General features: G+C 36.8%; 7 protein-coding genes. 1 reads left to right on the top strand and 6 read right to left on the bottom strand.

Annotation, left to right across the window (positions count from 1 at the left end; all coding sequences use genetic code 11):
- The first annotated feature begins 278 nt into the window (after positions 1-278).
- Positions 279-3,779 (top strand): endo-alpha-N-acetylgalactosaminidase family protein, encoded by a 3,501-nt coding sequence (locus tag ACUN0F_RS23640; protein WP_445540279.1) that lies wholly within the window; start codon positions 279-281, stop codon positions 3,777-3,779.
- 402 nt (positions 3,780-4,181) lie between these two features.
- Here ACUN0F_RS23640 and ACUN0F_RS23645 read toward each other — a convergent pair whose 3' ends face one another.
- From ACUN0F_RS23645 to ACUN0F_RS23670, 6 genes are all read right to left on the bottom strand, one after another.
- Entirely contained in the window at positions 4,182-8,558 is a 4,377-nt protein-coding gene (locus ACUN0F_RS23645; RefSeq protein WP_445540280.1) for an endo-alpha-N-acetylgalactosaminidase family protein, read from the bottom strand.
- A 453-nt stretch (positions 8,559-9,011) separates the two neighbouring features.
- Positions 9,012-10,019 carry a tagatose-bisphosphate aldolase gene (gene lacD / locus ACUN0F_RS23650; RefSeq protein WP_000891849.1) on the bottom strand — a complete coding sequence of 336 codons (1,008 nt, stop codon included), beginning with the start codon at positions 10,017-10,019 and terminating at the stop codon, positions 9,012-9,014.
- Positions 10,020-10,034: 15 nt separating this feature from the next.
- Positions 10,035-10,970, bottom strand: a complete 936-nt coding sequence (lacC, locus tag ACUN0F_RS23655; RefSeq protein WP_445540281.1) for a tagatose-6-phosphate kinase — start codon at positions 10,968-10,970, stop codon at positions 10,035-10,037.
- 26 nt (positions 10,971-10,996) lie between these two features.
- The gene (gene nagA, locus ACUN0F_RS23660; RefSeq protein WP_445540282.1) at positions 10,997-12,145 is read right to left on the bottom strand and encodes an N-acetylglucosamine-6-phosphate deacetylase; all 1,149 of its coding nucleotides are present in this window, start codon (positions 12,143-12,145) and stop codon (positions 10,997-10,999) included.
- Between the two features lie 20 nt (positions 12,146-12,165).
- The gene (locus tag ACUN0F_RS23665; RefSeq protein WP_046954979.1) at positions 12,166-13,332 is read right to left on the bottom strand and encodes an SIS domain-containing protein; all 1,167 of its coding nucleotides are present in this window, start codon (positions 13,330-13,332) and stop codon (positions 12,166-12,168) included.
- A gap of 64 nt (positions 13,333-13,396) precedes the next feature.
- Positions 13,397-14,293 (bottom strand): ROK family protein, encoded by an 897-nt coding sequence (locus ACUN0F_RS23670; protein ID WP_445540283.1) that lies wholly within the window; start codon positions 14,291-14,293, stop codon positions 13,397-13,399.
- Positions 14,294-14,343 lie beyond the last annotated feature (50 nt).

Raw genomic sequence — 14,343 nt, forward strand, 5'->3', positions numbered from 1 at the left:
TAAGCCAGAATTATTTTTTATTTATCTTATTTTCAACATTACAAAAAACAATATTTCTAAAAAACAGAGCAATATCTCTCTTGTGTAAGCGTTTCACAAAAAGTAATCTATGGGTACAGATAGATACTAGAAACTACTTCTGGTTTTAATAGATTCTCAACTACTATACAAGCTTTACATTCTATCAAAATATTAAGTTTAAAAGGCCAAAAAGTGATCTATACCTGTGAAGAACCATCAATATCAAAAGTGCCAAAATCGAAAACGAGGGGGTACATATGAAAAAATCAAAAAAGAAATTCAGGAGGACGATCGCAACACTTGTATCGGGTTGTGTCGTAGGTTCTACTTGTTTTACAAATGGTTACCTAATCCAAGCTGAGGGCACCACGGATACTAAACAAGCTGAAAATCAAATCATTTCTCAAAGCCCAAATGCGGTTATTTCATCTAATCAAATGAACGTTCTTGTTGATGTGAATTTTCCAAGAGTCATTCAATACGATTTAAAATCTGGAAATGGAGCAAGAAAGACTTTTTACGGACAGACTGAGGCATTAGATACAATCCTTATTAATGACGTAGCAGTAAAACCGAAAGTAAAAGCAAAAGTTTTATCAGATAAAGTTGTATATGAAATGACGGTAATAGACACTAATAACAATATTTCTGCGGTTATTACTGCTGAGATGGTTGTTAAAGAGAATACATTAGCATTCAATATTACAAAGATCGTCGACAACAAAATCGTAAAAACTATTGAAATTCCAAATCATCATTTAATTTCTGTAAATAACAGTCAAAAAGATGCAGTGCTAGATGGTGTACAGATGTCAACAAATACACATATCAATGGTGACAGACAAGTAAAGGTTGATGAAAATTTAATTACGAAAGATGAAGAGCAAAAAGGATATATGTATGCTTTTCTTTCTACTGATGAATTAAGTGCAAGTATATGGTCTAATACGGAGAATAGTTTAGTAAAAAAATTAGCTCCAGATTCTTATGCTGCAAAGACTGACGCTCAAAGAATTACGGCTAGCGCTACGACTAATAGTGCTGGAAAAAAAACAATTGGTCTAAGTAGTACATTCTGGACGTATCAAAAGTCAGAAGAACATCGTAAAGAAGATGGCACTCTAGAGCTAAAGGACGGGACAGTTAATAAGGTAGATGAAATGCCGTCTGTGAAGGTTGTCATTACTGCTGACGCTAATGATGATAAAAAAATAAACTGGCAAGACGGAGCAATTGCTTATAGGAAAATTATGAACGAACCTCTAGGAGCAGAAAAAGTTCCAGACCTAGTTGGTTACCGTGTGAACATGAACTTTGGCAGTCAAGCCCAAAACCCTTTCTTAATGGCTTTAGACGGAGTGAAAAAATTTCACCTAAATACTGATGGACTAGGGCAATCTATTCTACTAAAAGGTTATGGTAGTGAAGGGCATGATTCTGGTCATTTAAACTATGCTGACATTGGAACCCGAATTGGCGGTGCAAAGGACATGAAAACATTGCTAACGAGGGGTAAAGAATATGGGGCAACTTTTGGTGTTCATGTGAATGCAAGTGAAACGTATCCAGAGTCAAAATATTTCCAAGAAGATCGTTTATTAAAAAATCCAGATGGAACTTATAAGTATGGTTGGAACTGGATCGATCAAGGAATAAACATTAATGCTGATTATGATTTAAGAAATGGCAGAGCACAACGATTCAAAGATTTATATGATGCTCTTGGTGGCAAGAAGAATGAATTAGATTTTATTTATGTAGACGTTTGGGGTAATGGACAGTCAGGTGATAATAGTACATGGCCGAGCCGTCAATTAAGTAAAGAAATAAATAGTTTAGGTTGGCGCTTAGGCAGTGAGTGGGGATATGCGAACGAGTACGATTCCACATTCCAACACTGGGCAGCCGATCTGACTTACGGCGGGTATACCTTAAAAGGTATTAATAGTACCATCACTCGTTTCATTAAAAACCATCAAAAAGATGCATGGATTGGTAACTATCCTAAGTATGGAGGCGACGCAGATGCTCCATTATTAGGTGGATACAGTATGAAAGACTTTGAAGGTTGGCAAGGTAGAAGTGACTACAAAGCGTATATTGATAACTTATTTGCGGTGAATGTTCCAAGCAAATTCATTCAACATTATAAAGTAACACAGTGGGAAAATGGAAAAGCAGTTGAAATGATAGATGATAAACAACAAACTTACAACTGGGTACCAGGTATGAAGACAGTATTAAAGGACGAATCTAGTGAAAATACACTTACAATTGAAAGAAAATCAAATGATTTTGCAAATGATAAAGATGGCTATCGAACGAGAACTATGACATTAAATGGCAAGCAAATATTTGAAGGTAAACCTGGTGACGAAAAGTATTTATTCCCATGGTCTTGGGATCAAAATGGTAAAAAATTATCAGCAGATAATGAAAAATTATATCACTGGAACACAAACGGTGGAAAAACAACGTGGACTGTCCCTACTGGTTGGCAAGGTACCGTTAAAGTGTATGAGTTAACAGAATTAGGTAAAGAGAAAATGAAAAATGTTAAAATTGAAAATGGAAAAATCACATTAGATGCAAAAAAATCTACTGCATATGTAATTTATAAAGGGCCAAAATCCAATAAAGATGTTAAATGGAGTGAAGGAATGCATCTTATAGATACTGGATTTAACAGCAATTCCCTAAAAGATTGGAAAATCAAAGGAGACTCAAAAGCAGTTAAGATTACGAAGAGTGAAGGTAATAATAATATGCTAACAATCTCCAATAATAAAAAGAAAGTAAATGTTACTCAAAAATTAACAGACCTAAAACCTAATACAAAGTATGCTGCATATGTTGGTATAGACAACCGAAGTGAAGCACAAGCAAGCATCACAATTACTTCTAACGACAAACAGTATACGAATAGTACTGGTAAATCTATCGCTAAAAACTATGTAAGAGCATACGCACATAATACACTAGGCTCTGAGCAAGCAAAAGCTGATGGTCAAATGACTTCAACTGTGGATGGAACAAGTTACTTCCAAAACATGTATGTATTTTTTGAAACTGGTAAAAAAACATCCGATGTAACAATTGATTTATCTAGAGATGCTGGAAATGGTGCAAGTTACTTTGATGATATTCGCATCGTGGAAAGTAATGCCGAAAACCAAGTAAGCAATAATAAATTCGTACAAGACTTTGAAAATGTTGTACAAGGCATCTATCCGTTTGTAATTGGTAATATTGAAGGCGTAGAAGATAATAGAACACACCTATCTGAATTACATGCACCATATACACAAAGAGGTTGGAACCAAAAAATAGTAAATGATGTTATCGCAGGTAAATGGTCACTTAAAACAAATGGATTAACGGAAGGTGATGCTCTTGTTTACCAAACTATCCCTCAAAACTTCACATTTAAACCAGGAGTAACGTATAAAATTACTTTTGATTATGAAGCAGGTAGTGATGGAACGTATGCAGTAGTGACAGGTAATGCTCCATTTGAAGAAAAAGGAGTATTAACTAAGGAGGAATTAAAATCAACCGCAAGCAGTGATAAGAATACAAAAGCTGGCACATATTCCTTTACTTTAACAGGAGATGGATCGGGGCAAAGCTGGTTTGGGATTTATTCCACTAATAAAGCAGCTAATACTAACGGTGTGAAAGGCTCACAAGCTAACTTTAACGGTTATAAAGATATTATGCTTGATAATCTAGTTATTGAAGTAGTGTCAAATAAATAGAATCAGTTGTTATAATTTGAAAGAGGTTGTCTCAAAAGGTCATTACAAATGATCTTTTGGAGACACCTTATTTTTTATAATCTATAAAGTGAAACTTTAATCAGTGGGGGTTTTGTTCCTCCCCCACTGATTATTAGTTGAACCAATCGGGCTTTTACGGGCAGTTGATCCCCCACCTAACTTCTTTGCTTTCGCTGAATTTTGAGGTGGGGGTCTTACTGCCCGTTAAATGCGGGATAAACATAAGAGTATCGTTCCTTTCTTTCCATCATTTAGTTGTGATGACATACTTAAATCAAAAAGAGGTTAACCCATATAGCTACTCAGCTACTTTTAGGTCACCCTCTTTTCATTCGCAATATTACTCGAACGATAAAACTACTTTTATCTTAATAGAGATTTTTACCTCTCTGTCTCTCCCCCTGAAGTCACCTTTTCAATACGTAAATTATCTAAAATAAACGTACCTGCTCCGGTATCCCCGTTTAAATTCGTTCCATCACTGAAAATCCCAACATAAGTTTGACCGTTCTCAGAACCTGTCACAGTAAACTCTACTGTTTTTGTATCAGTAGATGCAGTAAGAGTGTTATTCACACTCAATCCCTTTGCACTCGCAATGTCTCGAACATCAATTTCTTGATCCCCTGAAATAAAGCGGAATGCATTTGCTGTCGTTTGATAGTCAAATAATACTTTATAAGTTACGCCAGGTTCGAAACGATAATTTTGAGGAATAGTACGGTACAGCAAACCTTTATTTCCAGTGTTCACTTTAACGGACCAATTCCCACCCAATACATCGTCGACTAATTTTTTATCTGCCCAGCCTTTTTGCGTATATGGAGCATGCAGTTCAGACAGATGAATTCTGTTGTCTTCTACCCCTTCTGTGTTACCAATAACGAATGGGTAAATACCTTGTACTACTGATTCAAAATCTTGTTTAAATTCCGTCGGTGAGACATAATTTTTTAAGGACTTTTGAACGATCCGAATATCATCAAATTTTGTGTTCCCTTTTCCAGAATCACGGCTGAGAGTTAATTTAGCTTTATTCGTTACAGCTGTAAAGCTCACTTGCATGATTTGCATTTTGCTATTGTATCCATCATTTGAGGCATGTGAATCTGCCTTAACATAGTTCTTTTGCAGGCTTCGAAGTGTGTAATTGTTAACGTCTTCTTTCCCACCTGTTACTGTAATTCCGGCCTTTACATCACTATTGTTTTCAACATATACCTCTGCTACATAATCTTTACCTGGTTCCAAACCAGTAAGAACACGGGAAACAGTTGTATCTTTCGATGGACTATCAATATTCAAGTAGTAATCTCCACTACTTACATTACGGTTGCTTCCAGTTTGATTTGTTCTGACGGCGCTTACAGCTTTGTTATCCCCCTCAATAGTTGTATATGCACTTACTTTTCCTGTATTGAATCCCGCGTCATATATATGAGCACCCTTGCTCCAATCATAATCAAGAATTTCCAAACCTTTATCTCTTTTTGGTACAACAACATAAGGAGTTGCCGCACTAGCTGTCAAAGTTACCTTATTATTTACGACCTTGACTTCTTTCATATCTGCTCTACCGCGATCTGTCAGTTTGTATACATAAACACTAGAAGCATCTTTATATTCATCTGGAAGTGTCCAAGTAGTTGTACCACCTTCCAAATTCCAGTGATATAGTTTTTCAGAATTAGAAGTTGGGTTTTTAAAGTCTTGTTTCACCCAAGGAATTAAATATGTGTGTCCATCAAGTACAACGTTTCCATTTAGTGTAATAACACGCTCCCTAGAATTGTCTTTTCTAGTTACATCGACAACATCCCCATTACTTGGGTCTTTCAATTTTATTTCCTTTTCTAAGTTTGTCTTGCTTTTATCCCCTTCTACAGCTGTCCAATTCGTTACATAATATTTTTGTAAGAATTTAGTAGGTAGATTCGTATCAAATGTCATGCGAATAAAATTATCAAAATTCTTATCAGATTGCCACCCTTCGAAACCAGCTAATTCAAATCCACCAAGCAATGGATGATCAGCAGTTCCTCCTACTTCAGGCCAATTCAACACCCAAGAATCTCTTTGGTGATTGCTAATAAAGCGTAGTACTTCTGAGTTGATACCTTTGCTTTCCGGTCCACCGTAGTTTTTATCGGTAGCCCAGTGTTGCCACGTTGAATAATTGGCCATAGAACCACCAAATTCCGTTGTTAATCTCCAGCCTCTATCTTTAAATTGTTCTGCTATTCTATTTGATTCCCATTGATTTTGATACCATACATCTAAATAAATAAAGTCAAGATCTGAAACAGCAGCTTTCAATTCATCTAGTCTTTTCGCACGCGCTCCTGAATACAAATCTTTTAATTTATTAATTGTATAAGATTGATCTAACCATCCCCATCCTAAAGAATTTGGACGGTCAATAAAATCATTGTTGAAAGCTTTCGCTTCAGGATAAACTTCTTGCGCATTGATATGGACACCAAATTGGGTATTATACTTACGCCCCTCTTTAATAAGCGTATCCAAATCTTTCACGCCACCCATACGCTCACCTACATTACCATAATCCGGATGACCACTGTCATGTCCTTCGTTTGCATATCCTTTTAATAAAACAGCCTGCCCCAATTCATCTGTAGCAAGAGCAACCTTTTTAATATTATCTGCTGTTTTTAAGAATGGTTGTTGTGCTTGTGATCCGAAATTCATTGCAATACGCATTCCAACATTATTGTTTACATCTTGATATCCTTTAATGTCTTGCATAATATCACGGTATGCAATCGCCGCATCTTGCCAATCTGTCTTATTATCAGTATTCAAATCTTTAGCGATAGCTATTTTAATAGTTGGTTTATTTTTTTGTGGTTCTGACATAAAATCTCTTTGGTAATAGAGTGCACTAGAACTTATCCCCATTGCCTTAGAACCATTTTTATTTACATATCGATTTGCAACTAAGTTTTTATAGCCATCTACTTCTGAACTGGACCATACACCCGCACTCAATTCGTCAGTTGACAAAAATGCAGTATAATTTTTAGTAGATGTACCTATTTCTCCCATGGAAGAATCTACGCTTACATCCACATCTCCTGATTTCCTAACATCAGTACTTATATTCGTTAATTTAGCTTTTGCACCTTTTTGCTCCGAATTTACTGAGATAACGTTCATATCAGCAAACTCAACTGTTTCAATTTTTGCACTACCATTATTTTTAATTTCATCGAAACTATAAATAACTTTATTATCATTTACTTTCAAAGATACTTTAAATATAGCATCAAGATTTTTCATTTCATCCACAACTTTTAATGTATATAGCACTTCACTATCGCTTAACTTTTCAAAGCTTACTTTAGGATAGTATAGTGCACCATTTACTTTCAATCCGTAAACAGGTGATTCTTGCCCATTCATTACTTTATCGCCAACTTTGTATTTCACAACCCGCGGGAATACTTGGTCAATAGTGACATCCATATACTTTGACTTTAATGTATCTTCTACTGGTGGAGTATCTGGAGGTTTTGGCGCACTATATTCCTTGATTTTGATATTAGAAATCGTAATATCGGCAGCTCCTCGGCTTTTTTCAAACCCAAGTCCCCCCGCTTGATCTACACCACCTGTTAAAGTCCAAGAATCTACCTTTTTACCATCAATGTATAACGTTGCAACATCGTCCATGAATACTAAACGTAAATGGTATGTTTGTTTTGCTTTTAACGGTACATTTGAAGTCATCGACGTCCAATTGTTTATAGGTCCAAATGTTTCACCAAAATACTGGTCGTTCGTATCCCCTGTTCCCACATAAGTGTATGCAGATGCATTTTGAACACGATAGATTAATCCGAAGCGATTCATCTTATCAGTATTAGTAGTAACATCCGCTTCAAAAACACCATTTTTAATCGATTTCATTTGGTTATATACAATTCGATTCTTTTGGGTAGATGTAACACCAAAAGTTGCTGAACCATCTTCATTATAAGTGACTTTTCCATCGCCTGAGATAATTTTAAAGTCGCCTTCTTCTAGTTTATTATCCGTAATGTCGACAAGTTTTTCATCTCCTGGATCCGTGCCTCCATCTCCAGGTGCAGCTCCTAATTCAATGAGAACTTGACTTTTTTTATCTCCAAAAGCACCAAGTTTAACTGCTTCCTTACCTGTAAGGAGGTTATTTACATCATTAGGTAAAGTAACCGATCCAAATAAATCTTTTCCATCTAATGTAATATTCAAAGTGGTTGCGTTATAATCGATTTTTATAGAATGTGAGGTCCCAGCCTCTGGAAGTGAAACATTCGGTCTCGTTTTTAACCAATCACCTTTTCCTTGATATTTGTATTCATAAAACCATCCAAGTGAGTCATAGCCTACAAAAACGAAGTTATTATTGTCAATATAGTGAGGATAGAAACCAAATCTAGTATCTTCTCCACTGGTTTCTGGAGTAAAGGTATACGCCATCGTTCCCGATTCTTTAGCGATTTTATTTTGTTCTTGAAAAATTGCAGCTTTAGCCCCATTATCATTTCCGGCACCTGCTCCAAGCCTTACATAGGACTTCCCATTTTGTTCTATTAATGCATTGATTTCGTTTCCTCCAGATGAAATTGTAACCCATGGATTAGACACATTTGCTCCTACATGTAATGGCACAATCATACTAACTAAAAATGTCGGCACAATTAGCACAAGTGCAAGAAGGGTATTAAAAGCTATCTTGAAATGCTTACTCTCCAATTTTTCTCCCCCTTTGAAATTTAAATTTTAGTTAAAAACAATACCTGCACATTCATTTTTAAAATATACCAAAACCTGAAAGGTACCGCTTTCACTTATGTTTAGAATAGTTTTTTTTTAGTGTCCACTCAATAAAGATATTGTTTCTTTTTTTAGATATATTGTCTTTTTAAAACGCTTACAAAATAAGGGTATTGTTACCTTTTTAAGTATGTTTTTTATTGAGTCTTACTACATTCAATCGATTGGATTTTATAGGATAATTAATATTCTTCGGTTTATTTATACGTAAAGTTTGTTCCCCCTCCCCTTAGTCATGATGACTGCTCCCTTAACTGTTCTGAGCTTTCACCCTAAAATTTGTGACCAAACTGGACGCAACTAAAAAATGAGCAGACGAATGTCTACTCATTTTTCTTCATTCCTTTTAAAAATGGAAGAAAAGATATTGTACTAACTTTGAAGCTCAGCTGTTACTTTTACTTTAGCAAACCATGAATTAGCTGTCTCTTTCAATACGAGATTCAGTTCTTCAGTATTCCTTCTACCAATATCTTTTAACCAATCACGACCTGCTTGTTCACCGCCTATAGCAAACGGTATAACACCGTCTTTCCAAGTTGCCCGACCACATAACACTCCGTTAAAGGTAGAACCGGAGTCTTTTGCAAATTTTAATGTTTCTTGAAATAATTTTGCGCTTACTCCTGCACTCAGGAAGATAAACGGCAGCTCGGTTGCTTCACTTTGTTCTTTGAAATAGGAAGCTGCTTTTTCTTTACTGTAAACACATTCTCCTTCTGTATATCCTTCCACATAGTTCATATCTACTGGAACTTCTACTTTTAATACATCTACTTTATATTGTGGTTTTGAGAACTCCTTCATGGCCTCAATCACTTTATACGGTTTTATTTTTGCATATGCTTTATTTTTTACATCATCACTGTCAGCATCATAAGTAACAATCTCTAAGAAAAATGGTATGTCTTCAGCTGCACACTCAGATCCGATACGTTCCATATAGACATGTTTATAGTTATTAATTTTTTCATCTTCATTGACATCATAGTAGAGTAAGAATTTAATAGCGTCGGCACCCGCTTCCCTTAATCGTTTCACTGACCATTCTGGTAATAAATCCGGCAACCGTCCTACTTCTGACGCATCGTATCCAGTTTTTTCATACGCTACGATTAAGCCCGATTCTTTATCACGGACCTTAGCCGCTGGTAGACCATATTCCGGGTCCAAAAGAATCGCTGTTGCAAATGGTGTTAATTCCTCAGAAACTAATTCTTTGAAACGGATAATCCCTTCATCTCCAACATGACTTGCACCACCAGACGCAATCATTTTTTTCAATGAACCGCGTTGATCAATAGCCAATGCCCCAATTATGCCATTTTCAGCAGATAACCGTTTTAGAGCTTCCAATTTATTTTTGGTTAGTTCTAGCATCAACATTCTCCTCTATCAATCTATTTTTTCAACTTTAACGAGATCAAAGTATTGTTTAAACTTATTCACATTAATATAACCAGTCCCAGCTTCCATCGTATTTAACATTCCTGTAGTCATCGCCGTTTTAAGAACAGTCTCCACTGTTTGATGTTGATGTAGTGCCACAGCTAACCCTGCAACTGTTGCATCACCTGACCCTACAGGATTGACCACTTCTACTTTCGGAATCGTAACTCTGTAATAGTCCTCACCGTGCTTAACAAATGCACCTTCACTACCCATTGACACGATAATCCACTCAATTCCAGTAAATAGTTCATGGTTTAATGCTTGCTTCAGATCTATGATTCCCGCTTCCATGTTAATGCCCAACAGCTGAGATAATTCCGCTGTATTTGGTTTAATGGCTAATGGTTTTTCTTTATGCACCATCGCTTGTTTTAAAGGTTCCCCTGACGAATCCATAATTACTGGAATTCTATTTTTATGACAGATTTCTAGCATTTGATAATAAAAGTTAGTTGGTAACCCTTTCGGCAAACTACCCGAAATTGTCACAAGTGAAGCTGTTGTAAGTAGATATTCGAATTTTTTTAGAAAATCAGTTCCCTCTTCTTTAGATAATGTCGGCCCAGATTCTAAAATCTCTGTTTGCATCCCTTCATGAAGAATAGCAATACAATTTCTTGATTCTTTTTTGATTTTTAAAAAGTCATTTGGAATATTGACATTATTCAATTCTTGAATAATGTATTCACCAATCGTACCACCAAGCACACCTGTCGCTAGAACAACTTCATCCATTTGAGCAATTACTCGTGCAACATTCAAACCTTTTCCACCAGCAGTTTTATGAACCGTTTCCACACGGTTAACTACATCTAACTTTAATTCATGCATCGGATAGGAAATATCGACCGATGGATTCATGGTGACAGATAAAATCATTGGTACTCCCTCTTTCAGAAAATTGTTTAAGCTTGAAAACGGCATACACCATCAAGATAGGTAGCAGTTACATCCATCGCTGGCGTCATCACAATAAAGTCAGCAGCATATCCCTCAGCAATCTTCCCGCATTCGCCATCGAGCTGAATACTTTTTGCTGGTGCAGTACTCGCCATGTAAATTGCTTCCTCAGGTGTAGCAATTCCCCACTGGACGACATTTTTGACAGCATCTTTTAATTGCAAAATGCTCCCGGCTAAACTTCCGCTTTCCAAACGAGCCATCCCATCTTTTACTTTCACCGGAAACTCTCCTAGTTGATAAATTCCTTCAGGCATACCTCCAGCCATCATACAATCAGACACCATTACAACCCTTTCTCTGCCGCGGACATTCATTAAAATATTTGAGGCAATAGGATGAACATGATGTCCATCACATATGATTTCAGCATAAACATCTTTTAGATTCATGGCCGCACCGACCATCCCCGGCTCACGATGGTGTAGTGGGCTCATTCCATTGAAAGTATGAATAAAAATGGAAGCTCCTTTTTCAACCGCTTGCTTTGCTTCTTCATAAGTTGCGTCACTATGGGCCAACGCCACGGCAATCCCTTCTCCTACAGCATATTCAATAAATTCCGCTGCCCCTTTCCTTTCAGGTGCAATCGCGATTTTTTTAATAGCATTATTTGATAATTCCTGCCAAACTTTCAACATATGAACTGATGGGTCACAAAAATATTTCGTGTTTTGTGCTCCTTTATGCTTTTCAGTAAAAAACGGTCCTTCTAAAAAGATTCCTTTAATTTTTGCACCTTGCACTTTTGTGTAATTGGCACCAATCATTTCAACGACGTTATTTAACGATTCTATTGAGGAAGTTAAAGTTGTCGGTAAAAAGGATGTAACGCCGCAAGAAAGGAGTCCTACCGAAATTTGGTCCAGTCCTCCAAAACTATTGTCCATAATGTCGTGATTTCTAAATCCATGAATATGTGTGTCTACTAGGCCAGGAGCGATCCAATGTCCTTTATACTCAATAATGTCTGTCGTTTCCTCTGGTTTGTTTTCTGAAAAAATACCGAATTTTCCGTCTTTTATTCCTAAAAATCCAGGCCCTGTGACCATCTCCTCAAGAAAAAACTTATCTGCAAAAATAAAAATAGACATGTATGTTTCTCCTATCCTAGTTACTCATATTCGTAGATGGTAACACCTTTAACGACACGGTTCACTGTTCCTGTCGGTGAAGGTGTATCCGGTGTATTGCCTACTTTCACGGAAGCTAACAGTGAGACTGTTTGCCCAATCATGACAAAAGGTAATGTTAAGTAAGCATCTGGTACAGACTGAGACTCGCTGCCGAATACAAATCTGTTCCCGGTATAATTAGTTTTTCCATCAACCTCGATGGCACAAATATAACTGGCAATGTCGTCTTGCTGCATTTCTTTTAACATATCTAAATCATATTGACGTGTATACGGATGGTTAGAAACGAACACGAAAACTAATGATTTTTCGTTTACAAATGATTTTGGACCGTGTCGGAATCCGAGTGGTGAATCAAATGCGGTAACAATTTTTCCAGCTGTCAGTTCTAATATTTTTAATTGTGATTCTTTCGCTAAGCCTTCTAAACTACCAGAACCTAAGTAAATAATTCGGTCAAAATCAAAATCTACTATCTCTTTGATGACGTCTTCTCTTTGAATGACACTTTCACCCATTTGATGAATTTTTTTCACTATCTTTGATTTTTCTTCAGTCGATATAGAATCAAAAACAAGTAATGCTGTTAACGCCATGCAAGTATAACTTCCAGTCATCGCAAATCCTTGGTCGTTTGATTTTTCAGACATCAATAGCAATAAATTATTTTCATTCCCTACTGCCCGTTTGGCTAATTTACCGTCTTTCGCACAAGTAATCGTTATTTGATACAAATCCGTTACTATTTGCTCAGCTAATTGTACGGCAGCAACACTTTCCGGACTGTTCCCGCTTCTAGCAAATGAAACGAGTAAGGTTGGATAATCCTTTTTGAAGAATTGATAAGGATTTGAAACTAACGTGGTTGTCGGAATACTTAGTACCTCCCACTGTTGTTCATCGACTTTTTCTATTAAATAAGGGGTGACTGTATCACCGACATAGGCAGACGTTCCAGCGCCCGTAAAAATAACTCGAACCCGATTGTGTTTCGTTACTATTTTTTGTAAAAACCCTTCAATCCCCTCGCTTTTCTCCATATACAAAGCAAAGGTTTCAGCCCATAAATCAGGCTGCCGCTTTATTTCCGCTGTTGTTATCGATGCACCTAACGAAACTAAGTTTTCTTGACTTAATGTAAACATATTCGTCCACTCCTCTACCTATTTACGATCATTCTCTTCATAAAAGAAGATCGGCGCCGCCTCATTACATACCTTCAAACACTCGTAATCCTGCACCAGTAACTCCATTATTTTGTGCCAATGTACTAATACTCATCTGCTCCAAAAGATGTTGTTGCTCAGGAAGCTGATACATTTTCAGCTTCGTTTTAATCAACTTCAGTAGAAATGGATTTTTCACAATGACACTACCGCCAAAAACTATTTTGTGCGGATCTAATAAGGAGGAAATCGTATAAAGTCCTTGAGTTAAGTAGTCGGTTACTTCGTTGATGATGAACTGATATTCCGGTACCTCGTTTATATAACCAGCAAAAACATCCTTTGTTGAAATTGTATCTACCTGTAAGTCCCTTTCGGCTATTCTTTGGATCCCTGGCCCAGCAGCGATTTTTTCTAATCGTTCATTGATCCCCTTTGAGAGGACAGGGATCAAGCCTAGTTCTCCAGCAAATCCTGCTCCCCTAAAAAATGAGCCGTTATGAATGATAGAACAAGATATTCCCGTACTTATAGTCACGTAGACAAAGGTTTCATTCCTTTTTACATGAGCTGCTTTCCATTCGGCATAAGCCGCCATATAGACATCATTGTCAATTGTGATTCGTTGGATACCAAATTGTTCCTGCAAACGAACTGAAATAGGAAACTGTCTCCAAGGTAAATTATTTTGAAAAACGGCAATTCCCTTCTCGTAATCCACTTTTCCCGGTACCCCAACGCCAATACCCTCGATATCAGCGATGGAAATCGATGATTTTCTGAGAACTTGTTCCACAGCTTCTACAACTCTACCAAACATTTTTTCCCGATCTGAAGGATCACTTTTTATTTCCGAACGTTCAAGCAGTTCGCCTGTATCCGAAATGACTCCAGCTGCAATCTTCGTTCCCCCAATATCAATGCCGACTGCCTTTTTCATTTGTCCGCACCCCTAGGTTTGTATTTGAAGTATTGAGTAATGTTTATAAT

This window comes from Bacillus sp. 1A, from assembly GCF_052682215.1.